This window comes from Pseudomonas profundi (assembly GCF_008638305.1).
Lineage (GTDB): Bacteria > Pseudomonadota > Gammaproteobacteria > Pseudomonadales > Pseudomonadaceae > Halopseudomonas > Halopseudomonas profundi.
On record NZ_VTPZ01000003.1, the window covers coordinates 186494 to 210394 of the forward strand.

21 protein-coding genes and 1 pseudogene are annotated in these 23901 nt (G+C 61.1%); 9 read left to right on the forward strand and 13 right to left on the reverse strand.

The window, feature by feature from the left end:
• Positions 1 to 43: 43 nt before the first annotated feature.
• Positions 44 to 160 (forward strand): annotated as a pseudogene (locus FZE95_RS19715) (DUF1328 family protein); the annotation flags it as partial.
• A gap of 52 nt (positions 161 to 212) precedes the next feature.
• On the opposite strand, the gene FZE95_RS05940 reads toward FZE95_RS19715, so the two are convergent.
• Positions 213 to 1145 (reverse strand): NAD(P)/FAD-dependent oxidoreductase, encoded by a 933-nt coding sequence (locus FZE95_RS05940; protein WP_150299920.1) that lies wholly within the window; start codon positions 1143 to 1145, stop codon positions 213 to 215.
• A gap of 71 nt (positions 1146 to 1216) precedes the next feature.
• Positions 1217 to 1588 (reverse strand): glutathione S-transferase N-terminal domain-containing protein, encoded by a 372-nt coding sequence (locus FZE95_RS05945; protein WP_150299921.1) that lies wholly within the window; start codon positions 1586 to 1588, stop codon positions 1217 to 1219.
• Between the two features lie 107 nt (positions 1589 to 1695).
• Between FZE95_RS05945 and FZE95_RS05950 the strand changes: the two genes are divergently transcribed.
• From FZE95_RS05950 to FZE95_RS05980, 7 genes are all read left to right on the forward strand, one after another.
• Entirely contained in the window at positions 1696 to 2433 is a 738-nt protein-coding gene (locus FZE95_RS05950; RefSeq protein WP_150299922.1) for a spermidine synthase, read from the forward strand.
• Positions 2430 to 2774, forward strand: a complete 345-nt coding sequence (locus FZE95_RS05955) for a YajD family HNH nuclease (RefSeq protein ID WP_150299923.1) — start codon at positions 2430 to 2432, stop codon at positions 2772 to 2774. Before FZE95_RS05950 ends, FZE95_RS05955 begins: the two co-directional genes overlap by 4 nt.
• Positions 2775 to 2869: 95 nt before the next feature.
• Entirely contained in the window at positions 2870 to 3736 is an 867-nt protein-coding gene (locus tag FZE95_RS05960) for an arsenic resistance protein (protein WP_223824984.1), read from the forward strand.
• A 119-nt stretch (positions 3737 to 3855) separates the two neighbouring features.
• On the forward strand, positions 3856 to 4719 hold the full coding sequence (locus FZE95_RS05965; RefSeq protein ID WP_150299924.1) for an alpha/beta hydrolase family protein: 864 nt from the start codon (positions 3856 to 3858) through the stop codon (positions 4717 to 4719).
• 11 nt (positions 4720 to 4730) lie between these two features.
• A complete protein-coding gene (locus tag FZE95_RS05970; RefSeq protein ID WP_150299925.1) occupies positions 4731 to 5483 on the forward strand; it encodes a 5-oxoprolinase subunit PxpA in 753 nt (250 codons plus the stop codon).
• Complete coding sequence (gene pxpB, locus FZE95_RS05975; protein ID WP_150299926.1) at positions 5480 to 6187, forward strand: 5-oxoprolinase subunit PxpB; 708 nt, start codon at positions 5480 to 5482, stop codon at positions 6185 to 6187. The genes FZE95_RS05970 and pxpB overlap by 4 nt, the downstream gene beginning before the upstream one ends.
• Positions 6184 to 7116 (forward strand): 5-oxoprolinase subunit C family protein, encoded by a 933-nt coding sequence (locus FZE95_RS05980; RefSeq protein ID WP_150299927.1) that lies wholly within the window; start codon positions 6184 to 6186, stop codon positions 7114 to 7116. The genes pxpB and FZE95_RS05980 overlap by 4 nt, the downstream gene beginning before the upstream one ends.
• A gap of 67 nt (positions 7117 to 7183) precedes the next feature.
• On the opposite strand, the gene FZE95_RS05985 is transcribed toward FZE95_RS05980, so the two are convergent.
• From FZE95_RS05985 to FZE95_RS06010, 6 genes are all read right to left on the reverse strand, one after another.
• Entirely contained in the window at positions 7184 to 8005 is an 822-nt protein-coding gene (locus FZE95_RS05985; RefSeq protein WP_150299928.1) for a hypothetical protein, read from the reverse strand.
• Positions 8006 to 8055: 50 nt separating this feature from the next.
• Positions 8056 to 8649: a tetratricopeptide repeat protein gene (locus FZE95_RS05990; protein ID WP_223824985.1), complete on the reverse strand. Its 594-nt coding sequence runs from the start codon at positions 8647 to 8649 to the stop codon at positions 8056 to 8058.
• Between the two features lie 341 nt (positions 8650 to 8990).
• Positions 8991 to 10727, reverse strand: coding sequence for a malate dehydrogenase (quinone) (gene mqo / locus FZE95_RS05995; RefSeq protein WP_150299929.1), 1737 nt, complete (start codon positions 10725 to 10727; stop codon positions 8991 to 8993).
• 310 nt (positions 10728 to 11037) lie between these two features.
• Complete coding sequence (locus FZE95_RS06000) at positions 11038 to 13863, reverse strand: FAD-binding and (Fe-S)-binding domain-containing protein (RefSeq protein WP_150299930.1); 2826 nt, start codon at positions 13861 to 13863, stop codon at positions 11038 to 11040.
• Positions 13864 to 13895: 32 nt separating this feature from the next.
• Positions 13896 to 15041 (reverse strand): FMN-dependent L-lactate dehydrogenase LldD, encoded by a 1146-nt coding sequence (gene lldD / locus FZE95_RS06005; RefSeq protein WP_150299931.1) that lies wholly within the window; start codon positions 15039 to 15041, stop codon positions 13896 to 13898.
• A gap of 123 nt (positions 15042 to 15164) precedes the next feature.
• Positions 15165 to 16859 carry an L-lactate permease gene (locus tag FZE95_RS06010; protein WP_150299932.1) on the reverse strand — a complete coding sequence of 565 codons (1695 nt, stop codon included), beginning with the start codon at positions 16857 to 16859 and terminating at the stop codon, positions 15165 to 15167.
• A gap of 320 nt (positions 16860 to 17179) precedes the next feature.
• On the opposite strand from FZE95_RS06010, the gene FZE95_RS06015 reads away from it, so the two are divergent.
• Positions 17180 to 17947 (forward strand): FCD domain-containing protein, encoded by a 768-nt coding sequence (locus FZE95_RS06015; RefSeq protein WP_150299933.1) that lies wholly within the window; start codon positions 17180 to 17182, stop codon positions 17945 to 17947.
• 89 nt (positions 17948 to 18036) lie between these two features.
• Here the strand turns inward: FZE95_RS06015 and FZE95_RS06020 are convergent, their stop codons facing one another.
• The 5 genes from FZE95_RS06020 to FZE95_RS06040 form a co-directional block, all read right to left on the reverse strand.
• Positions 18037 to 20232 carry a glycoside hydrolase family 9 protein gene (locus FZE95_RS06020; protein ID WP_150299934.1) on the reverse strand — a complete coding sequence of 732 codons (2196 nt, stop codon included), beginning with the start codon at positions 20230 to 20232 and terminating at the stop codon, positions 18037 to 18039.
• Positions 20233 to 20579: 347 nt separating this feature from the next.
• On the reverse strand, positions 20580 to 21680 hold the full coding sequence (gene apbC / locus FZE95_RS06025) for an iron-sulfur cluster carrier protein ApbC (RefSeq protein WP_150299935.1): 1101 nt from the start codon (positions 21678 to 21680) through the stop codon (positions 20580 to 20582).
• 70 nt (positions 21681 to 21750) lie between these two features.
• Positions 21751 to 22527, reverse strand: coding sequence for a ferredoxin--NADP reductase (locus FZE95_RS06030; RefSeq protein ID WP_150299936.1), 777 nt, complete (start codon positions 22525 to 22527; stop codon positions 21751 to 21753).
• Positions 22528 to 22555: 28 nt separating this feature from the next.
• Positions 22556 to 23563, reverse strand: coding sequence for a YeiH family protein (locus FZE95_RS06035; RefSeq protein WP_223824986.1), 1008 nt, complete (start codon positions 23561 to 23563; stop codon positions 22556 to 22558).
• A complete protein-coding gene (locus tag FZE95_RS06040) occupies positions 23560 to 23895 on the reverse strand; it encodes a DUF971 domain-containing protein (RefSeq protein ID WP_150299937.1) in 336 nt (111 codons plus the stop codon). The genes FZE95_RS06035 and FZE95_RS06040 overlap by 4 nt, the downstream gene beginning before the upstream one ends.
• Between the last annotated feature and the right edge of the window lie 6 nt (positions 23896 to 23901).

Consider the following 23901-nt stretch of genomic DNA (forward strand, 5'->3'; position numbering starts at 1 on the left):
CAGAGCCTCGCATGCAGCCAAGGACCTCCTTCAGCCTCTTGATGTTGGCTTCGGTGGCATAGCCGGCACCGCCACCAGCATTGCCAGGATACTGTTCGTCGTATTCCTTGTGCTATTTGTCATTTCGCTGGTGATGGGCCGTCGCGTCCCCCGAGCCTGACCGGAACAACGCAGGGCAGCCTCCGAGCGGCCCTGCTTTCCAGCTCGTTACCTCAAGCGGGAGCGGGCCGACGCCAGGGATTGTTTTCCAGTCGGTTATGTACGGCGGTCGCGGCCTGAGCAGCCTGCCCAACTGCCACGCTGATCTGCTTGAGACCCACCACCACATCACCCACCGCATACAGGCCCTCGATCGACGTCTGCTGATGGCCGTCCACGATCAGGGCACCGTTTCCGTCTTGCTTTGCATCCAGATGATGTACCAGCGTGGCACGACAGGTATTTCCAAGGTTCGGGTAGATAATGTCGAACACGTAACGGCTGCCCTGAGCTGTCGTCACCTCTATTCGATCATCCCTGGTCAGGCTTATGCGGCGGACCTCGTCGCTGATCAGCGTAATATCGTAACGCGCAGCTTTGGCCAGCGCATCGGTGCAGGCGTCCGGCTCGCCATGAACGATTACCGTCACCCGATCGGTGAAGGTGCGCAAAAATACCGCATGATTGATCGCATTCTCAGCCTCGCCATATACCGCAATATCATCGCCATTTACTTCATAACCATCACAGATAGCGCAGAGCCGGACGATCCCGGAGGTGATAGCCCGTTCTATATCAGGCATATCCGGCAATATATCTTCAATGCCCGTGGCTAGAATCACGCTGCTGGCGGTAATTTCGCGTGCGCCTATATGCGCCGCGAAAACATTACCCTTGCGCCCAAGACGCTCGACCGTACCGGTCTCTATGCGCGCACCGTATTCGAGCGCCTGAGTGCGCAGCCGTGAGAGCAGCTCAGGGCCGCTTATACCAGGCGGAAACCCGGGATAATTGTGACTGGTAGGGATATAGGAAGCGCGGCTGGCCCCTGCGTCGACTATCAGGCAGCGCCGGTGAAAGCGCGCAAGATAGATCGCAGCGGTCAGGCCCGCGGGGCCGCCACCAATGACCAGACAATCGAGTTCTGTTGCGGGTATCTCGGACATATCGCTTCCTCGGCTGAATGTCAGGTAGAGAACCATTGTCCGTAGAAGTTCTGTGCCAGCAGGTGTTTCACTCAGACGGCAGCGAAACGGCCCTCGAGGTAACTGACGATCGCCCTGGATTCGTACAACCAGGTCGTCTGACCATCTTCCTCGATACGCAGACAGGGCACCTTGATACGCCCGCCCTGTTCAAGCAGCGTCTGTCGGTCCTGTTGGTTGTTCTTCGCGTCATGCAGCGCCACCGGGACGTTCAATTTGTGCATTGTGCGGCGCACCTTGACGCAGAACGGGCAGGCCTTGAACTGGTACAGCGCCAAATGCGCTGCGGCCTGGTTGACCACCGCCTGGGCTTCGGGCGAGCGCTTCATACGGGGCGGACGGCTGATGTAATCACCCGCCACGATCAGATTACCGAGGCCGATTCTGATTGCCTTCATGATCATCGAAACACACCTTGAGAAGTAAAGAAGGGCGCACAGCTTACGCGATTGCCGCGCAGCCAGGCCAATCGGGCATAATCCGGCCATCGCCCGCTTAACGGAAAGCACTCATGAAGCGACACCTGTTGCTCGATACCGCCCCCATTCCCAACACGAGCGAAGCGCTTTGCCTGTTCGAATACGGGGATGATTTCGTCATCAAATTGCAAAGCGGCAAGGGCGGGCAGTTGATGAATACCCGCATGCACGGCTCCGAAGACGCCCTGGCAGAGATCCCCTGCCGCTCGCTGGCGGGACGTAGTCAGGTGCGCGCACTGATTGGCGGACTGGGTATGGGTTTCACGCTGGCCTCGGCGTTGCGCCATCTTCCGCCCGATGCCGAGGTGACCGTCGCCGAGCTGGTGCCCGGCGTGATCGAATGGAACCGGGGCGCCCTTGGCGCCAAAGCTGGCAATCCGCTGGACGACCCGCGCGCCCGGGTATTGAATGAAGACGTTGCGGTAATCTTGCAGGACAACGCCGGGAGCTTCGATGCGATCATGCTGGACATCGACAACGGTCCGGAGGGATTGACCCGCAATACCAATAGCTGGATCTATTCCCTGGATGGACTGCGCGCCTGCGCGCGGGCATTACGAACCGGCGGCATGCTGACCGTCTGGTCCGCCAGCGCCGACCGCGAATTTTCCAGTCGACTCGGCAAGGCGGGCTTTCACGCGGAGGAACGGCAGGTCTATGCACACGGCAACCGGGGTCCCAAACATACCATCTGGGTCGCCACGCGCGGAGCGGTTTCAAAGCCGGGACGGACAACTCACACATCAAGACACACGAGGGCAGGGCAATGACATCCACCAAAAGCACCTACGCCAGCCGCGAAGCCAGTTATCGTGAAAAAGCGCTGAAGATGTACCCCTGGGTCTGTGGCCGTTGCGCCCGCGAATTCGATGGCAAGCGCATCGGCGAGCTGACCGTACACCACCGCGACCACAATCATGACAACAACCCTGAGGACGGCTCCAACTGGGAACTGCTCTGTCTGTATTGCCACGACAACGAGCACTCCCGCTATACCGATCAGCAGTATTTCACCGAGTCATCCACCGCGACGCCGGTGGCCGGCAAGGCCACCCACAAGGCGTTTGCGGACCTGGCGTCGCTTTTGAAGAACAAGGACGGAGAGTCCTGAAGCGGATTACGCTTGAGCGGCATCAGGTCTGGGTCTATCTCACCGGACTGCTGATCGGCATCCTGGTCGGAGGTCTGCTGCCCGGATCCGGCTCGTTGCTGGAAAAGCTGATCTGGCCGGTACTGGCGGTCTTGCTATACAGCACCTTTCTTCAGGTACCGCTGCTGCATGTGCGCCAGGCGTTTGGTGACCGGCGCTTTGGCAGTGCCGTGCTGACCGGTAATTTCGTGCTGATGCCCCTTGTAGTCTGGGCGCTGGTGCAGTGGCTGCCGGATAACGCGCCCCTGCGGCTCGGCGTGCTGCTGGTGTTGTTGGTGCCCTGCACCGACTGGTTTATCAGCTTCACCCAGCTCGGCGGCGGCGATGTGCCCCGCGCCGTCGCTGTCACGCCGCTCAACCTGCTGTTTCAACTGTGCTTGCTGCCCCTGTATCTCTGGGCGATGACCGACTCGCAGCTCAGCGCCGTGTTATCGCTGGGAGATGTCGCGCCGGCATTGCTGATCGTGCTGCTGCCGCTCGTTGCCGCAGCTATCAGCGAGCGCTGGATCGAGGCGCAGACGGGCCGTGAGGTGCTGCGCGATACGCTGGCCTGGTGGCCCATCCCGTTGCTCGGTCTGGTCATTCTGCTGGTCGCTGCGGTGCAGGTGTCGACGCTGCAGGCAGCGCTGGCCTGGTTGCCCTGGGTGATTCCGATCTATGTTGCGTACCTGGTGAGCGCCGCGCTCGTTGCCAAGCTGCAGGCAAGGCTGTGGCAACTCCCGGACAGCCAGGGCCGCACCCTGGCGTTCAGTCTCGGTACGCGCAATTCCTTCGTGGTATTGCCCTTCGCCCTCGGCTTGCCCAATGGCTGGGAGGTCGCCGCCCTGGTCATCGTGGTGCAGTCGCTGGTCGAGCTGTTCGGCATGCTCGTATACCTGCGCTGGATACCGCGCGGGCTGTTCGCAGGCATCAAGAACGCCTGATCCAGCAAAGCGTGCACGATCAGGCGTGGGCAGCATCTTCAACAGAGGTTCTGCTACTATTTCTGACGACCCCACACCGGGCCAGCGCGCAGATACACCTGCAGGTCAAAGGGAACCCCATGCAAAACGATGTTTTTACACTGCCTGCACTTGATGGCTATCTTCTCGGCGCCACGCTCTATCCGGCTGAACAGCCGATAGGCAAACTCATTGTCGCCGGCGCCACAGGGGTGCCCCAGCGCTTTTACCGACGCTTCGCTGAACACGCAGCGCAGCGCGGCTACACCACGCTGACCCTCGATTACCGCGGCGTCGGTCGCTCGGCGCCTGAAACACTGCGCGGTTTCGATATGCAGTACCTGGACTGGGCCTATCTGGATCTCGCCGCCGCCGTGGATCACATGAGCGCCGATCAGCTCCCGCTGTATATGGTCGGGCACTCCTTTGGCGGTCATGCGTTTGGTTTGCTACCCAATCACCAGCAGGTCAGTGGCTTCTATACCTTCGGCACGGGTGCCGGCTGGCACGGCTGGATGCCGCCGCTTGAGCGCATTCGTGTCCAGGCGATGTGGGAGCTGGTTGCGCCGGTGATCACCCGCACCAAGGGCTACCTGGCGTGGAGCCGGCTGGGCATGGGTGAAGATCTGCCCATGGGCGTGTACCGTCAGTGGAAGCGCTGGTGCCGCAACCCGCGCTACTTCTTCGAGGATCCGGAGATGGAGCATGTGCATCAAAGCTTCGCCAGTGTCACAACGCCCATCGTCGCCTTGAACACGACTGACGATCTGTGGGCCTCGCCGCGCTCACGTGACGCCTTCATGCCCGGTTACAGCCAGGCACCCTATCAGCCTGTCACGGTAGTACCGGCGGAACGCGGTCTGCCTGCCATGGGACACATGGGCTATTTCCGCTCCAGTGCACAGCCTCTCTGGGAGGATACGCTGGACTGGTTCGGGTCACTTGAACGCCGTCGCGTTGCCTGACGAGGAACCGCATGCGAAAGCTTCTGCTGAACTGCGATATGGGAGAAAGCTTCGGCGCCTGGCGCATGGGGCTGGATGAAGAGGTCATGCCGCACATTGATTGCGCCAACATCGCCTGCGGCTATCACGCCTCCGACCCTGGGATCATGCGTCGTACCGCATTGCTGGCGCTGGAGCATGGCGTACGCATCGGCGCCCATCCGTCCTATCCGGACCTGATGGGTTTTGGCCGGCGCTCAATGAAATGCTCGGCCCAGGAAATCCGCGACATGTTGCTGTATCAGATCGGCGCGCTGGACGGCATTTGCCGCGCCGAGGGCGGGCGGGTCAGCTATATGAAGCCGCACGGCGCACTGTACAACGACATGATGCAGCAACCCGATGTGCTCCGCGCCGTCCTGCAGGCCGCCAGTGATTATGATCCGGCCTTGCCGTTGGTCGTGCTGGCGCAGCAGGACAACAGCGCGGTCCGCAGTCTGGCCGCTGAATTCGGTCTGGAGCTCATCTTCGAGGCCTTCGCTGATCGCGCATACGACGCCTCCGGTCAGCTGGTACCGCGCGATCAATCCGGTGCGGTGCACCAGAGCACCGCACTGATTCTTCAACAATCACTGATACTCGCCCGCGGTGAGCCTCTGCGCGCTTCTGACGGGTCCTCTCTTATGCTGGCCGCCGATACGCTATGCGTACATGGCGACAACGCCGAATCGGTGGCCGTGGTCCGGCAGATCGCCGCGGCGCTGGACGCTGCCTCGCGGATATGAAACTGCACATCGAGCGGGCTGCAGTCGATACCTTGATGATTCGTCTGTTCGATCGCATCGAGGAAGGCAACATGCCCTGGTTGCTGGCAGCATCCCAGCAATTACGCCGGCAGTTCGGTGACCAGCTGATCGACCTGGTGCCGTCCTACACCACCCTGATGCTGCACTACGATCTGCGTCAGCTGGATGAGATCACCGCGCGCCAGCTGATCACCACGGCACTGGCAGGGCTGCAGCCTCTCCCACCCGAGCACGCCGGTCGCGAACATGAGATTGCAGTGTGGTACGACATCAGCGTTGGGCCCGATCTCGAACGTCTGTCAGGCCTCACTGGGTTGAGTGTGAGTCAGGTCATCGCGCTGCACAGTGATCACGAATATCAGGTGTTTGCGCTGGGCTTTGCACCGGGTTTCGCCTACATGGGCTTGCTCGATGAGCGGCTCGCCGCACCGCGCCTGGCCACGCCACGCAAACGGGTGCCGGCTGGCAGCGTAGCCATAGCTGAGCGCCAGACCGCGGCCTATCCGTTGGCATCACCGGGCGGCTGGAATCTGGTGGGCCGCACGCCAGCGCCATTGTTTGATCGAAACCGGGATGGCTACAGCATGCTGCGGCCCGGCGATCGCGTGCGGTTCGTGCCGGTCGAGCACGCCGAATTTGTCCGATTGGGCGGCGACGACACGCCCGTATCGGGTGACGCATGAACAGGCTCACAGTCGAACGCAGCCTCGGCCTGGCCCAGCTACAGGATGGCGGACGTTTTGGTGTTCGCCATCTCGGCGTCACCCAGGGCGGCGCGCTGGACTGGATTGCCATGGGTTGGGCCAACTGGATGCTGGGTAACGTGCCGACCGCCTGCGCCCTGGAGATCCCGATGGGCGGCGTCACCCTGCGCTGCGAATCCGATACCACGCTGGCGCTGGCAGGCGCTGATTTGAGCGTCACGCTTGATGAGCAGGCCATCGCGCCCTGGCGCAGTTTTCCAGTGCAACGCGGCCAACGCCTGGAATTCAATTCGCCCTTCAGCGGCGTTCGCGCTTACCTCGCCGCACCCGGCGGATTCAGGGCCCCACGGGTGCTTGGATCCGCCTCGACAGTAACGCGCGAGAGCCTGGGTGGGCTCGACGGCTCGGGCCAGGCGCTCAGACGGGATGACTGTTTAGAATTCGAAAGCCTGGCAAGCTCTCCGCGTACCATGCCAGAGCAACACATACCCGCATACGGCCATGCTGTCCGCCTGGAGTTGATACCCGGCGCGCAGATTGCCGGATTTACCGGCGAGTCGTTGTTCAGAGCCTTCAACCACCCATGGCGAATCGACCCCCGTTCCGACCGCATGGGCGTCCGGCTGTCCGGCAAGCCTTTACGCTATACAGGCGCACCCTTGATCTCGGAAGGAATTCCCCTCGGCGCCGTGCAGGTGCCCCCGGACGGGCAGCCCATAGTACTGATGAATGATCGCCAGACCATTGGCGGTTATCCAAGGCTCGGCGCACTGACGCCCGCCTCGGTGGCGCGGCTGGCCCAGTGTGCAACAGACGACAACGTCTGGCTGACAGCTGTCGGGCAGGGGAAGGTTCGCGAGGAGATGATTGAGCTGTTGGACATGTGGGATTCCGGGATGCCCTCTTGATAACAGCCGTGACCTGGCGGAACAAAAACGGAGGCTCGATGCCTCCGTTCGATCAAATTGGCAGTGACTACATACCAACTTTCAGTTGGCCGCCTTTACCCAGGCCGCCTTCAACTTCCTGTGCCTGGTAGTTGCGCAGGGAGATAACCATACCGTTGTAGGCATCCATGAACGCCGCAACCGTCGCCTTGCCTTCCGGCGTGCGGGAGAAGCCGCCCAGACCGCCCGCAGCACGTCCGGTCAACCCGCCCAGCGCTGCGCCGAAGTTGGTCGCAGTGGCATTACCTTCGGAGATGGACAGTTGCACGCCGGAGCGAATATCAAACATGCTCATGGTCACTACAGACTGTCTGCTTTGTAGCGAACCCGCCACCGCACCGGCAATGCCACCTACAAGCCCACCCATTCCTGCGGCCAGCCCGCCAGCCGAGTCGTTATTGATGATGATTGCCGGCTCCAGGAAGTAGTCAGCTGCAACGCGCTGACCCTTGTGTTGCTGGGAACCAGCGCGGAACTCGCCGGAGTTTCGCTGTTTGTCCGTGATAGCGCTGAGCCGGCTTTCGGTACGGTTATTCCCTACAGAAGTAATAACGAAACAGTTGGACTGTTGCACGGCCAGGCGGATCAGGGGCTCGATGGTGGTCACCTGGGTGGCGCGGCCAAAATTGGCGAACCATTCCTTGCCGCGCCCGTCATCCACTGCGAGGGTGCCTAGCGGTGCATCACAGCGCTCCAGCGCGCTGTTGGCATCGACGCTACTGGCACCGCCAGCAGCGCCCGTTGCCGCGGTGGCGTTATTGCCGGTTTTTATGTTCCCGCCGGGTGTAACACAACCGGTCAGAGCCAGGGCTGAAGCGAGTGCGATCAGGGGCAGAGTTTTCTTGTACATGTCCGTGTTGTCTTCTGTCTTTGGAAATGAGTGGGTGCGGTTGGCAACAATCAATGCAGATACCAACGCGCGCCGCGCCAGTGCCAGTAATAGCGGGCGCTCAGGTACCAGGGTGCCCACTGGGTGCGCATGGCCTCGCGAGCGCGGTATCTTGCGTGCTCAACGTTGCGGGCTGCCTGCGCCTGAGGAAGCAATTGCTGCGCTTCCTTGCTGCCCTGCGATGCCGCGCGGGAGAGCCAGGCCTGGGCTTCTGAAGGGTCCGGGCCCATTTCCTCGAACCCATTCAGATAGAGTTGTCCGAGCCCCAGTTGCGCATCCATAAGGCCCGCATCACCTGCTTTGCGTAGCCACTGGATGGCCTGGTAGCTATTGCGCTGTACGCCATCACCACGAAAAAGCCGCAGGCTTAGATCATGCGCCGCGCGGGGATCTTTTTCGGCCAGTTCCGTCAGCGCCTGCAAGCGCCGTGCGCTTTCCTCATCGACCGGTTGAGCTTCGAAGGTAACCTTGCTCGCGTCCTGCTCGACGCAGCTCGCATGCTGGCAAACACGAACCGTATCCTTGCGCTGAAGTTGGGACTCGGGAGATTGCGCAGCGCAGCCAATCAGGGTGAAGGCTGTGCAGGTTAGAAGTAACGTTCTCAAAAGGCCTTCCCTGACGCTGAGCGTTGTTTATATCCGGGCGGGTGATCGTCCAAGCTGGGGGATAATACCTACGTTTCCTGATGCACTGCGGGATGCGGTTCACAAGTATGGGCTGTCGCCATCTTTCACTCGTATGTTCTGAAACGCGCATCTGAAACGCGCAATAGCCGGGTCTCGGATCTGGCGATCTCAGAGTCCAAGCGCATCAGACGCAGGATGTGAATCAACCAGAAACTTGAGGGGAACTGCTGCCACGTACTGAGCGCAACCGGCCAGATGGAATGGCCGGCTCTTCCAGAGGGAAGGCCGGCCAAACCAGACCTATTGCGGTATCTAGCGCTTCAGCGGTCTGTAGCGCTTTCCATACGCTCTTCCTCGTCCGCGTTCTCAATGTCTCCCGTTGGGCCGCCTACTGGTTCGGTGGTCTCCTCCAACGCTTCGCTAGTGGCGCTGGTATCCTGCGTGGTGCCGCTGTCGCCGCCTGGCAGGTGGGCTCGAACAAAAGCTTCCTGGCCTTCCAGCTCTAGTACCTGGGACGAATTCAGGCGAACCTCGCGCAGCAACTCGGGATTTTCGGCCAGCTTCATATCAAACGATGGAATGATTTCCTTAAGCGTCGCCTGCCACTCAGCGCTCTCGACCTGCTCGGGGAAGACCCTTATCAGCAGATTGAGCATGATTGGCGGAGCAGTGGATGCCCCTGGAGAGGCGCCCAGGAGTGTCGAAAAGGTGCCGTCCTCGGAGACCACCACCTCGGTGCCGAACTGCAGGGTTCCGCCTTCATCGGTCTTCTTGATGATCTGCACCCGTTGGCCGGCGTTCGTGAGTTCCCAGTCGTCGGGGTTCAGCTCAGGATAATAGGCACGTAGTGCGTCGAGCCGATCCTCGCGGTCCTGAAGCACTTCGCTAACCAGATAGCGCACCAGATTGAAGTTACTCAGCCCCACTTCCATCATCGGCAGGATATTGCTGAAGGTCATTGAACTGAACAAATCCGTCCAGGAGCCTTCTTTCAGAAACTTCGTCGAAAAAGTAGCGAAGGGTCCAAAAAACAGAGTCGGCTGGCCATTCAGGTAACGCAGGTCGAGATGCGGCACCGACATCGGTGGCGACCCTTCAGCCGCCAGGCCGTACGCCTTCGCCTGATGTTGGGACACTACTTCGGGGTTCGTGGTGTAAAGAAAGGAGCCGCCCACCGGGAAACCGGCGTATTGCTTGGCCTCAGGGATACCGGACTCCTGAAGCAACAGGAGCGCCGCACCGCCGGCACCATTGAAAACGTAGCGGCTATTGACGGTCTCTGTTTCTCCGCTTTCAAGATTGGCCACAGTGACGCGCCATGTTCCATCCTCGTTACGCTCTAGCCCACGTATCTCACTATTGGTCGCCAGCGATATGTTTGGCTGTTGTGCCAGGTGATCAGCCATCTGACGCGTCAGCACACCCCAATTGACTTCGGTGCCCAGATCCATGCGGGTGGCGGCCATGGGAGTGTCTTCCTCGCGGCCCGCCATGACCAATGGCAGCCACTCCGCGATGGTGGCTTCGTCCTCTGTGTATTGCATGCCGGTGTAGAGGGGATTTTCCGACATCCGCTCGTAGCGCTCGTTCAGAAAGTCGATATTCTCCTGTCCCCAAACCAGACTCATATGCGGTACTGACGAGATAAAACTTTGTGGATCAGAGAGAACGCCCCGCTCGACCTGATGAGCCCAGAATTGCCGCGATATCTCAAACTGTTCGGTGACGCCGATCGCGCGCGCAATATCCACACCGCCGTCATCCGTGGTCGGGGTGTAATTCATTTCGCAAAAGGCGGAGTGGCCAGTGCCAGCATTATTCCAGCCATCGGAACTCTCCTGCGCAATGCCGTCGAGGCGTTCGTATAACTGAATATTCCAATCGGGCTCAAGCTCATTGAGCCAGGTGCCCAGCGTTACGCTCATGGTCCCGCCGCCTATCAGCACGACATCGACGATCTCCTGATCGCTCTGCGAAACCTCATCTGATTGGGCCAGAACATAACCTGGCAGTAACCAGAGGTGCAGGCATAATGCCGCGGTCAATTGTTTTTTCATGGCAGTCTCGACTTGCTGGGTTGCGGAAACACTGTTCCGTGCGCGGCGCATGCGCCTGTCCGTCAAAGGATGGGTGGACCGGAAAAGTCTGTGCAGGGTGCACACTATGGACAGCGCATGAGCTGGCTGTGTTGCATTGATAACCCAGGAAAATGAACAAAACCCTCATGCCAGAGCGTTTTATGCACAGGTAAGCAGGTGCAGCTGGCGTTCGGGATTTCAAAGCAGGAGGTTCTGGCGGAGGATGGCACCGCCGCCAGAGATCAGGCCGGGCAGTCAGGGCCCGGCCACAAGGTTCTGGCAGAGGGCCCTATTGCGCCCGCGCCCGCGCCCGCGTGACCCGGTCCACCAGATACACCAGCCCGTGATAATCGACCTCGCCATGCTGGCTCAGGCCAATCTCGCAGGTGCGGCTGGTGCTGATGCCCTCCGCGCAATATTGCACGGCGTCCTTGAGATGACGCAGAGCATGGGCATTCAGCTCGGGCGTGGTAAAACCCTTGTCGCCGGCGAAGCCGCAGCAGTGGATGCCCTCGGGAATGACCACCTGGGTGGTGCAGCGCTTGACGATGTCGATGAGCCCCTGGGCCTCGCCCAGATGCTGGGTGCTGCAGGTGACGTGCACCGCGACCGGAGCCTGCTGCGCAGTAAACTCCAGACGCTGCAGCAAATGCTCGCGGATAAAACGCACCGGATCGTACAGATCCAGCCGTGGGTCCGCCCCATCCTGCAACAGACGCAGGGTGCAGGGACTGGTGTCGCAGTAGATGGGGTCCAGCCCGCCGCGACTGGCTTCGAGCAAGGCCGCGATCATTTCCTGCCGCTTACGTTCGGCCTGCTCGGCGTAGCCCTTGGACGCAAAGGGCTGTCCGCAACAGAGCTCACTCAGTTGTGCCGGGAATACCACCTGATAGCCGGCTTTTTCCAGCAGGGCCCGCGTCTTGTCCAGCAGCGGCATCTGCTCTGTATCACCGGCGGCTGGCCCCATGACGCGGGAGACGCACGCGGCCAGATAGACTACCCGTGGCCGGGAATCAGCGACAGCGATGGGCAGGCGCATGCCGCGAACCGGTTGCGGCATGGCGGCCGTCCACTGCGGTATTCGTCCGCCGCTGACCTTGCTCATCATTGCCGTCGCGCTGGCCAGCAACGGAGCGCCGAGGGTCATGCGTGCCCCCTTGGCGGCGTATAGCATCAAGCGGGTAGCGCCCATGGCGCCGCTAAAGTGATCCGTCAGCCAGTCGGCGATCCTCGTATTGTTCGCAGCGCCGCCGCGCAACGTGCGCACCAGGTCGCCGGTGTTGATACCCACCGGGCAGCGCTGGGCGCACAGCCCGGTGGCGGCGCAGGTATCAACACCTTGATATTGATAGGCGCGTTCCATGACGGTGGTATCGATGCCGGCGCGCTTGTTCGCCTGGATATCGCGCCAGATAACAATGCGTTGGCGCGGGCTCAGGGTCAGCCCCTGTGACGGACAGACCGGCTCGCAAAAGCCGCATTCGGTGCACTTGTCGATGATCTCGTCGGCCGCCGGCAGCGGCTTGAGGTGCTTGAGGTGAATCTGTTGATCATCGCTGAGCACCACATCCGGGTTGAGAATGCCCTGCGGATCGAGCAGACGTTTGATTTTCCACATCAGCTGGTAGGCGTCGTTCCCCCATTCGAGCTCCACGAAGGGCGCCATGTTGCGTCCGGTGCCGTGCTCGGCTTTCAGCGAGCCGCCGAATTCCACCGCCACCAGTTGCGCCACGTCCTGCATAAAGGCTTGGTAACGCGCTACCTGCTGCGGGTCGTCAAAGCCCTGGGTAAACACAAAATGCAGGTTACCTTCCAGCGCATGACCGAAAATGATCGCCTCGTCATAGCCGTGGCGCTCGAACAGCTCGATGAGCCGGTTGACCCCGTCGGCCAGTTGCTCGATGGGGAAGGTCACGTCCTCGATAATCACCGTAGTGCCGGTCTGGCGCACCGCGCCGACGGCGGGGAAGGTGTCCTTGCGAATTTTCCACAGCTGGTTGTAAACAGCCGGCTCTTCGCTGAAGTCGACGCGCTTTTCCAGCGTGAAGTCGGCAATCGACGCCATGATCAACGCCAGCTGCTCATGCAGCAGCGATTGGCTGGCGGCGCGGGATTCGATCAACAAGGCGCAGGCATTGGCCGACAGACCTTTCACCCAGTCAGGCATGCCCGGCTGGTTCTCTACCGAGCGCAGGCTACGCCGATCCAGCAGCTCCACCGCCGACACCGGCTGCGGCTTGAGTACCGTCACGGCGCGGCAGCAGCTGTGCACGTCGGGGAACACCAGCAGCGCGCTGGCCTTGTGCGGGTGGTCCGGCACCGTGTGGTAGGTGACCGAACTGATAAAGCCCAGAGTGCCCTCGGAGCCGACCATCAGGTGACTGAGGATATCCAGCGGCGCATCGAAGTCGACCAGGGCGTTTAGGGACAGTCCGGTGGTGTTTTTCAGCCGGTACTTGTGGCGGATTCTGTCGGCCAGGGCGGTATTGGCGCGGGTCAGGCGGCCGAGTTCGGCCAGGTGTCCAAGCAGTTCGGCGTGGCTGGTCTCGAAGGCTGAGACGCTCAGCGGATCTTCACTGTCGAACACGCTGCCATCGGCCAGCACCAGGCGAATCCCGGCCAGGGTGTGGTAGGTGTTCTGGGCGGTACCACAGCACATGCCACTGGCATTGTTGGCGACGATCCCGCCGATCTTGCACGCATTGATCGAGGCCGGATCGGGCCCGATCTTGCGTAGAAAGGGCGCCAGCGCGGTATTGGCCTGGGCGCCGATTACCCCTGGTTGCAGGCGGATCTGCCGGCCCTGATCACGTACCTCGCGGCCGTTCCAGTGATCTCCCAACACGATCAGCAGCGAATCGGAGATCGCCTGGCCGGACAGGCTGGTGCCGGCGGCGCGGAAGGTGACCGGTACCTGATGACTACCCGCCAGCCTGAGCAGCTGCACGACTTCCGCCTCCGACTCGACCCTCACCACCAGTTTCGGGATCAGCCGGTAGAAGCTGGCATCCGTGCCAAAGGCCAGCGTGGAAAGCGGATCGTCAAAGCGCCGCTCGCGCGGGATCACGCGTTCGACGGCCATCAGAAAGGCTGTTGGCAGGCTAGAGGTAGTCATGGAGGCTCCGGTAGTCATCAAGGGTGCCGGGCTCAGCGGCCGAGCTCGCGTACCAGGGAATCGGCGCTGATCTCTGCAATAGTTCGGGCGCCGGTCAGTACCATGGCCACGCGCATCTCCCTGTCGATCAGCTCCAACAGATTGCTCACCCCGGCGCCACCGGCCGCGGCCAGAGCGTAGACATAGGCGCGTCCCAGCATCACGGTGTCGGCGCCCAGCGCTAGCATACGCACCACGTCCAGGCCCGTGCGAACGCCGGAGTCGGCCAGGATGGTCAGATCGCCCTTCACCGCATCGGTAATCGACGGCAGCGCGCGCGCACTGGACAGCACCCCATCGAGCTGGCGTCCGCCGTGGTTGGATACCACGATCCCGTCAGCACCGAAGCGCACTGCGTCACGCGCATCGTCGGGATCGAGGATGCCCTTGATGATCATAGGACCGTCCCAGAATTCGCGGATCCACTCCAGATCCTTCCAGGATATGGACGGATCAAAATTCTCGCCCAGCCAGCCGATGTAGTCCGCCAGTCCGGTGGGATTGCCACGGTAGGTGGAGATGTTGCCCAGATCGTGGGGCCGGCCGAACAGGCCAACATCCCAGGCCCAGGCGGGATGCGTCATGGCCTGCAGTATTCGGCGCATGGGCGCGTTCGCGCCGCTCATACCGGAATGGGCATCACGGTAGCGCGCCCCCGGCACCGGCATGTCGACGGTGAATACCAGGGTAGTGACGCCAGCCGCCCTGGCCCGCTCCAGCGCATTCTTCATGAAGCCCCGGTCCTTGAGCACGTAAAGCTGAAACCACATCGGCCGCTTGATAGCCGGCGCGACTTCCTCGATCGGACACACCGATACGGTGGACAGGGTAAAGGGGATGCCCTTGTCCGCTGCCGCTTTCGCCGCCTGCACTTCGCCTCGCCGTGCGTACATGCCGGTCAGCCCGACGGGAGCCAGGGCCACCGGCATCGACAGTGTCTCGTTGAACAGGCGGGTCTCCAGGCTCAGCTCGGACATGTCACGTAGCACGCGCTGGCGCAGGGCGATCCCGGCCAGATCCTCGACGTTACGTCTGAGCGTACGTTCCGCGTAGGAGCCGCCATCTATGTAATGGAAGAGAAACGCTGGCAGTTTGCGTTGTGCCGCGGCGCGGTAATCCGTAGAGGCTGAAATGATCATGAGCATTACTCTAAAGCTGGAAAAAGACGCCTGGAGACCGGAACGCCAGAATAGTCAGTGGCGTCCCGTGTTTCCGGGCGAGAAAATGTCCATGCGCTCCGGCCGTGCCAGGCGCACCTTAGGTCAACCTGCTGCCAACGGGTCGCTAGCACCCAGTACGTAAACGGCGAACAATGCAATCAACCCGGTGAATAGCACATAGTAAAAGGTTGGCCATATGGTCTTGCGCAGGATATTGCCCTCGCGTCCGAGCAGCCCCACGGTGGCCGACGCAGCGACTACGTTGTGAATGGCGATCATATTCCCGGCTGCGGCACCAATGGCCTGCACGGCGACGATCAGCGCACTGGAAATACCCAGGCTACTGGCTACGCCGAACTGGAACTGGCTGAACATCATGTTGCTGATGGTATTGGAACCAGCGATAAACGCACCCAGCGCACCGATACTCGGCGCCAGCAGTGGATAAATGCCACCCACGCTATCGGCGACCCAACGTGCCATCAGAATCGGCATGCTGTCCAGGTCGGCGCCGTTGACGCCGGAATTGATCAGAATGCGCACCATGGGCACGGTAAACAGCAGCACAAAGCCGGCGCTGACCAGCACGCCAGAAGACTCCTTTACGGCGGCGCCGAGTTCCCGTGCCTTCATGCCGTGCAGGAAGTAGGTGGCGATGACCACCGCCACCAGAATGCCGCCCGGCAGATACAACGGCATGAAGTTGGCACTCACGCCGGTCTCGCCCAGCAGATCGGGAAAGTTGGCAACCACCGCTTTCAGAGCGAAGCTCAGCTCCGGCATTACGCGGCTGATCACCAGCAGCGCACCGACCAGGACATAGGGGAGCCAGGCTCGCAGACTGCTCATTGATTTGGCGGTGAGCTGATCCAGCTTCATCTCCACAGTGCCCAGCCACTCGGTGGGCCAGTCTCTGGCAGGGGCAAAGTCCCAGGTGGTCCTGGGCAGCAGAAAACCCTTGCGGGCGGCAGTGGTTATGATTGCCAGGCCGATCAAGCCGCCGCCGAGCGACGGAAATTCCGGCCCGAGGAAGATGCCAGTCGCGGCATAGGGCAGGGTAAACGCCAGGCCGGCAAAAAGAGCGAAAGGCAATACTTCGAAGCCGGCCTTCCAGCTCTTCTCCGCTCCGAAGAAGCGCGTCAGCATCAGCACCATGATCAGCGGCATAACGGTACCGACGACGGCATGGATGATGGCCACTTCGCTGGTGACCAGCTGCAGGAACTGAACCCAGGATGCCCCCTGTTCGACCAGCTGTGCACCGATGACGGCAGAATCCAGCCCGGTGCTGACCCCGACGACAATGGGCGTACCCACGGCGCCAAAGGACACTGGCGTGCTCTGTACCAGCATGCCCATCAGCACCGCAGCCATGGCCGGAAAACCGATGGCAACCAGCAAGGGCGCAGCAATTGCCGCCGGCGTGCCAAAACCCGAGGCACCTTCAATAAAGCACCCGAATAGCCAGGCGATGATGATCGCCTGAATACGGCGGTCGGGACTGATAGTGGCGAAGCCAGCGCGGATCGCGGTGATGCCGCCCGAATGCTTGAGCGTATTGAGCAGCAGTATCGCGCCAAAGATAATCCACAGCAGCCCGAGGGTAATGATCAACCCCTGAAGGGTTGACGCCAGGACCCGGTTGAGACTCATGTCCCAGGCGAACAGACCAACGGCTGCGGTAACCAGGTAGACCAGGGGCATGGCGCGTTTCGCCGGCCAGCGGAGGCCAACCAGCAATATGGCGGCCAGAAGAATGGGAGCAAATGCCAGGAGAGCGAGCAGACCAGTGGACATGGTGATGCTCCCCTTAGCCGTGGATGCAGTGGCACATACAGCCCACAGCACGATTATCAGGAAAAATGGGATTCGACACGGGAAAACCTCAGCACATTATTGGATTTATTCTCGAGCCCCGCATTAATTGGTAAGACCAATTTACAAAGCACGGGATTCACACTAAGAGTCAGAGGTTTGGCTGTCAATCTGCGGGATATACCCCTTTGGTCGAAGAAGCACGCTACGCGGCGTCGTTGCCCGGTCCTCAGCGGCTGGTTAAACTGATTCGTCAGCGGTACCGAGCGCGAAGCAAGGGCCAGCCACAGTTGGAGAGAGAAATGGGGTTCGGTCAGATAAAGGTGCGCCGGTTGTCGGATGACATCGTCGCCAAACTGGAAGGCATGATCCTCGAAGGTACACTCAAGGCCGGTGAACGCTTGCCCGCCGAGCGGGTGCTGGCAGAGCAGCTCGGCGTCTCGCGACCATCGCTGCGCGAAGCGATCCAGAAGCTGGCGGCCAAGGGCTTGCTGGTCAGCCGTCAAGGCGGCGGCAACTATATCGCCGATTCCCTGGGCTCGACATTCAGTGATCCCCTGCTGCCCTTGCTGGAAGACAATCCCGAAGCACAGCGCGACCTGCTGGAATTTCGCCATACCCTTGAGGGCGCCTGTGCCTATTACGCGGCGCAACGGGCGACCGAGCCGGATCGCCAGCGTTTGACCGAAGCCTTTGAGACTCTACAGGACTGTTATTCCGGGGCCGGCAAGGCCAGCCGGGCCGACGAAGGCGCGGCGGATGCCGGCTTTCATCTGGCCATAGCCGAGGCCAGTCACAACGCCGTGCTGCTGCACACCATTCGTGGCCTTTTCGACTTGCTCAAGCGCAACGTGGTGACCAATATCGGCGGCATGTATGCCCAGCGTACCGAAACCCGCGATATGCTGATGAAACAACACAACGCACTGTATCGGGCAATCATGGCCGGTGAAGCGGATGCTGCGCGGGACCTCTCGGACCAGCATATTCACTACGTGCAGGAAGTGCTGGCTGACGTGCTGGATGAGAGTCAGCGAGTGGCCCGGGCAGAGCGGCGGCAGAAGCGTTAACCAAGGCTATCGGGCCAGAGAGACATCCATCTTCGGGACCTGTGTGCTCATACCAGAGCGCCTGGCGCTCCGGCACGAAGGTTTCGCCACTACTGACACACCGCCCCACTCACAGTCGGAACCTGCGCCGGGCCGCTGCCCTTGTTGGCCTGGAAACCGAATTCCATGGTCTGGCCTGGCTGCACGACAGCGTTCCAGCCGACATCGGTCGCGCGGTAGGGATCATTACCTGATAGTTTGGCATTCCAGATATTGGTGATCTCGGTACCATCATCGTAACGCCACTCCAGGCTCCAGTCCTGGACCGGTTCGCTGCCGTTATTGATGATGCGTACCGCCGCGGTAAAGCCGACGTTCCATTCATTCGACACCACGTATTCGCACCGCACCGGACCACCGGCGGTGGGCGGCGGCGGGTCAGTGGGCGTTTCATTATCAGGTGGCGTGTCGGTATCCGGTGGCGGGCTTACCGGGCCACCTTCGGCTGCGCCTGCGTAATCGTTGTAGAAGGCCAACACCCAGGCCAGCGCGCCGTTCCAGTTGATGGTGATTTCGTTAGTGGACCAGGCGTCGATCTTGTCGACGTAGCAGGTTGCCGGTCGCGCGCCACAGCCGCCCAGCGCGGCCTGGGAGACGCCGTCTTCCAGCCCGGTATTGGGCCCGCCCGCCAGCGCACCCGGCGGCAGCCATGGGTAATTACCGTTCAGCGCACCGGCCCAGAAACGGTGGTGTGGCTGCTTCAATGCGTTCTCGCCATGGCTAGATACAAAGGAGAAGGACAGGGTGTTGCGGCCAAACAGATAGTCGAACGCCTTGCCGAAAGCGTCGCCATAGCGGCGATCCTCGGTGAAGTCGTACGCCAGACCGACCAGGAACAGCTTGTTGGCCATGACGTTGTTGGAGCCCCAGTAATATTCATGCTGGCTGGTCGGCACCAGATAGCCCACGCTGTTGATGGTATTGACGTGGTTATCGGCGATTTCAGCGACCTTGCGCTGGGCGCTGGCGCGCAGGCTGGTGGTATGCGGCGTCGGTACCACGGCGAGAGATATCAGGCCCGGCAACTCGGTATTCGGCCAGCCGAAGTCGATACGATTGACCTGATAGTTGTTGATGGTCTGCAGGTACCGATCATCTCCGGTGGTGATATACAGCTCGGCGGCGGCCCAATAGAACTCGTCCGCAGCGTTGCCGTCTCCATAGGCACCGCCGCCATCGTCGTAGCCTCCGTGATACAGATCATTGGGGTTACGCTGCGCGGCTTCCCAGGCTGTCTGCGCTGCAGTCAGGCAGCGGTTGGCATAGGCACTGTCGATATCCTTCCAGAGCCGCGCGCACTGTGCGCCCGTCGCGGCCAGATTGAGCGTTGCGGTGGTGCTCGGCGGCACCAGTGCGCGCTCGTTACCGTCTTCATGCGGCGCCAGCGGCAGCCCGGTCCAGCCAATATCATGCACCTTGTGATGCGCCATCCCAGCCTTCGGCTGCTCCTCCGGCACCTGCATCGACAGCATGAAATCCATCTGCCAGCGCACTTCATCGAGGATATCCGGCACGCCGTTGCCGCTTTCCGGAATGTTCAGCGTGCCGTCAGCGAACGCAGCGGCATTGCTGCCCAGGTGCAGCGCGCGCTCGTACATATTGAGCAGCTTCCACACGGAAATCCCGCCGTTGACTACGTACTTGCCGTGGTCGCCCGCGTCATACCAGCCCTTGGTTACGTTGAGCGAGTAGTTGCAGGTCCCCGGCCAGCATTGAACGTTTTCATCGCCCTGATTTACGCCCTGATTCAGATGCCCGGCCGGACGGGCCCAGCGACTGTCCGCGGCGAAGCTGGAGTTGCCGCCACCGGTAAAGCGGGTCTCGATCGGAATGCCGCTACGGTTGTGATAGAAGTATTTCAGCGAGTCGTAGAGCACACCGCTGAAGAGGTTCTCGTCGACCGCGAAGGGATGGCTCTGGTCGCTGCCCACGTGCAGTGTGAGGTTATCGGCGGATTCGTCAAAGTCGCTGAGGTCGATGTGGTGGAGATTTTCGCCACTGGCTCCATCATGCCCAAAGGGAATGGTCTGACCGCTAGCCAGGGCGGTGTTGCCGCGACGAAGCTCCCAATCCAAGGGCGCATTACTGCCCGTGGCGTAAACGGCGATCTTCGGTCCAACCGGAATATAACCAAGCTGGTTGACCCGCGGATTGCCGGTCTCCGCGAGGGCTGTACCGGCAGTTGCACAGAGTAGCGCCGCGGCAATGAGGGTTCGTCGAAAAGGCGTGGTTCGGGTAGCTGACATGGAGAGGTCTCCTGTTGGTTCATCCCGTCGCAGACGGGCTGGGCGCAACCTGGTAATGCAGGAGATTTCGGAAGTAAAAGCTTCCTCATCCAACCAAGGGATGGCGAGAGTGAGGCAGTATAAGCGGGCTGTTTCGTTGCACCATCGACACCTGCGAGGCAAGTGTCGATTTGTGATGAGGCCCTCAAGCGCAACCTTTACGGACCCGGATCAGGGAACCAGATCCTGAATCTTGGCTCTAGATCGGGTTCGCTGGCACAACCGATCCCCTTCGGCTGGCGCGCCCCACGGGCACGCTGAATCGAACCCGACAACGACGTTCTGCGCCTACGGAATGAACAGACCCATCAATCGATCAAGATAGTGGGGGACAGGGATGCCGTCCTGGTAGCCTGGTTTGCTAATTTCGCCCCTATGCGGCGTGCGATATTCACATACATCTGAGCGAGGGTACCCTGCGGATCACTGGCCAGTACTGGTCGCCCTTCATCGGCACCCAGGCGAATGTGGATATCCAGAGGCAGCTCACCCAGCAGTTCACTGCCATATTGCTCCGCCATCCGCTGCGCCCCTCCCGCGCCGAAGATATGCTCTTCATGGCCACATTGGCTGCAAATGTGGGTACTCATGTTCTCGATGATGCCCAGCACCGGAATGTTCACTTTCTCGAACATTTTTAGGCCCTTGCGGGCGTCGAGCAGGGCGATATCCTGAGGTGTGGTGACGATTACCGCACCGGAGACCGGCATGCGCTGGGCCATGGTCAGGTGGATGTCACCGGTGCCGGGGGGCATGTCGATGATCAGATAATCCAGCTCCTGCCAGTCGGTCTCGTTGAGTAAACGCGACAGCGCCTGCGTGATCATCGGACCGCGCCAGATCACCGGCGATTCTTCTTCGATGAGAAAACCAATGGACATGGTCTGGATGTCATGACCAACCATCGGCTGCATGCGACCTTCAGCCACTTCCGGCAACCCGGCCAGTCCGAGCATGCGCGGCTGGCTGGGGCCGTAAAGATCGGCATCCAGCATGCCTACCCGAGCGCCATCAGCGGCCAGCGCCAGGGCCAGGTTGGTCGCGGTGGTGGACTTGCCAACCCCGCCCTTGCCAGAGGCTACGGCGATGAGATGCTTGACCCCCGGCACAGATTGACTGGTTTGTGGCGGGCGCTCGATGCGCCAGCTGACATTAACCTCCACGGCCAGAGCCTGGGTATGTTTGAGCAGATGGGCTTCCAGCGTTTGCGCCAGCTGGTCGCGGTAACCCTGCGCCGGAAAGCCCAGCTCGATATCGAGATAGATTCGATAGGTAAAGGCCTCCAGCTTGCGGATGGCACCGGCACTGATCAGATCGGTACCAAGGACCGGATCGACCCAAGCGGCCAGCGCAAGTTCGGCCTGGACGGCCAGTTCGTTTACGACTGTCTTGAGTGCGGGTTTGGACATGGTGTACTCCTGGCCCGGCCAGAGCGGCCGGGCGGCTGATAGTTTTCCAACCTGATGTACTCTGCCCTGTTCACTTTTCAACAAAGGCCCGTTCGATCACGTAGTCACCGGGCTCACCCTGCTGGGCCGAGGCGCGAAAGCCCATACCGTCGAGCATGGCGGTCAGCTCCTCAAGCATCGCCGGGCTGCCGCACATCATCATCCGGTCGGTTTCGCTATTGATTGGCGGCAAGCCGATGTCGCTGGCCAGCTTACCGCTCTCCAGCAGCGTGGTGATGCGGCCCTGATTGCGGAACGGCTCGCGCGTTACGGTGGGGTAATAGATGAGCTTCTCTCGTACGTCTTCGCCAAGGAATTCATGTTCCGGAAGCTCGTAGGTAAGGTAGTCGTGGTAGGCCAGTTCACTGACCTGGCGCACGCAGTGAACCAATATCACTTTCTCGAAGCGCTCGTAGGTCTCCGGGTCGCGGATGATACTCATAAAGGGCGCCAGTCCCGTGCCAGTGCCGAACAGGAAAAGATTCTTGCCGGGGCGCAGGTCATGGATCACCAGGGTGCCGACCGGCTTGCGGCTGATGAACAGCGAGTCGCCCTCCTGCAGGTGCTGCAACTGGGATGTCAGCGGGCCATCCGGCACCTTGATGCTGAGAAACTCCAGATACTCATCATGATTTGCGCTCACGATGCTGTACGCGCGCATCAGCGGCTTGCCCTCCACCGGCAGACCTATCATCACGAAATGTCCGTTTTCGAAGCGCAGGCTCTGGTCCCGCGTGGTTTTGAAGCTGAACAGCGTGTCATTCCAGTGGTGAACACTCAGAACACTTTCCGTACCTATTGCAGCCATAGCGGCATCCTCCAGCGATTGAAATACATCAGTGCGAAAACAGCGCCAGCGAGCCGGTGGCGAATGCCAGCAGCAGCAGGCTTGTAACCAGTAACAGGAACATCGGCTTCCAGCCCTGGGCGAGCAGCGCGCCGAGGCTGGTGCGCATACCCAGCGCGGCCATGGTCGCCAGCAGGCAGGCGGTGGAAGCCGATACCAGAACGTCCTTCAGCATGGCGGGCAGCCAGCCGAGGCTGTTGAGGCAGAACAGTGCAAGAAAGCCAAGCAGGAACCAGGGAAACTCCGCCTTGCCGCCCTCTCCACGTTGCAGCACACAACCCAGCAGGATTACCAGCGGCGCCAGCAGCGCCACACGCAACAACTTGGTCAGCGTGGCAATATCGCCAGCGGTGTCCGAGACCAGATAGCCCGCCCCGGCGGCCTGGGCGACATCATGGATGGCCGCGCCCAGCAACAGACCGGCCTGACTATCCGAGTAGCCCAGCGCAGACAGCAGCGGTGGGTATATCAGCATCGAAAGCGTTCCCAGCGCAGTGACCCCGACCACCACCGCCAGCAGGCGGCGCTCCTCAAGTCGACCTGCTGGAATCACTGCGGCCACGGCGATGGCTGCCGATACCCCGCAGATCGCAACCGCCACGCCGGCCACCAGACTTTGCATGCTCGGCAGACCCAGCCAGCGTCCCAGGCCCAGCGCGGCGCCAATGGTCAGCGGGACGCAGCCGAGTACGACCAGCAGTGGCAGGCTGCCAACGGCGACCAGCTGCTCGACACCAATACGCGCGCCCAGCAGCGCTACGCCGATCCGCAGCACCTGGCGACTGCAGAAGGTGACTCCTGGATGCACGCGCTCATCGCTTGCCTGGCTGGCAAAGCCGAACCCCAACAGCAGAACCAGCAGCAGGGCCGGTGTTCCGTAATGTTCAGCCAGAAAGCTTCCCGCCAGCGCCAGCACTACGCAGAGCGCGACGCCCGGATACAGCCTGCGCGCGGCCATCCACAGCATCAGCTCGCCGGGCTGGGCGCGCTCGGTCATGCCACTTGCTCGCTTGGCTGGCCGTCAGTCAGGCCCGCCAGTTCACGCAGGTAGCCCCAGGGATACAGCCCGCGGTAATGCCCGTCGGAGAAGTAAAACTGCAGCCCGCTGACACCCGACACCTCGAGCTTGTCGATACCGACGTCGGCATCGATCAGTGTCAGCGAACCGACCTGTTGTGCGCGGGCGCAACCCGAACAGGCGCAGGACTTGCGCAGCGCCAGGCAGCTGTAGCTGCTGCGCTCGCCGTCCTGCCACAGCACTTCGAGCACTTTCTGCGCCTTTCTCAGACGCACTTCCTTTGGTGCCTCAACAATCATTTGCATCGACATAGCGTT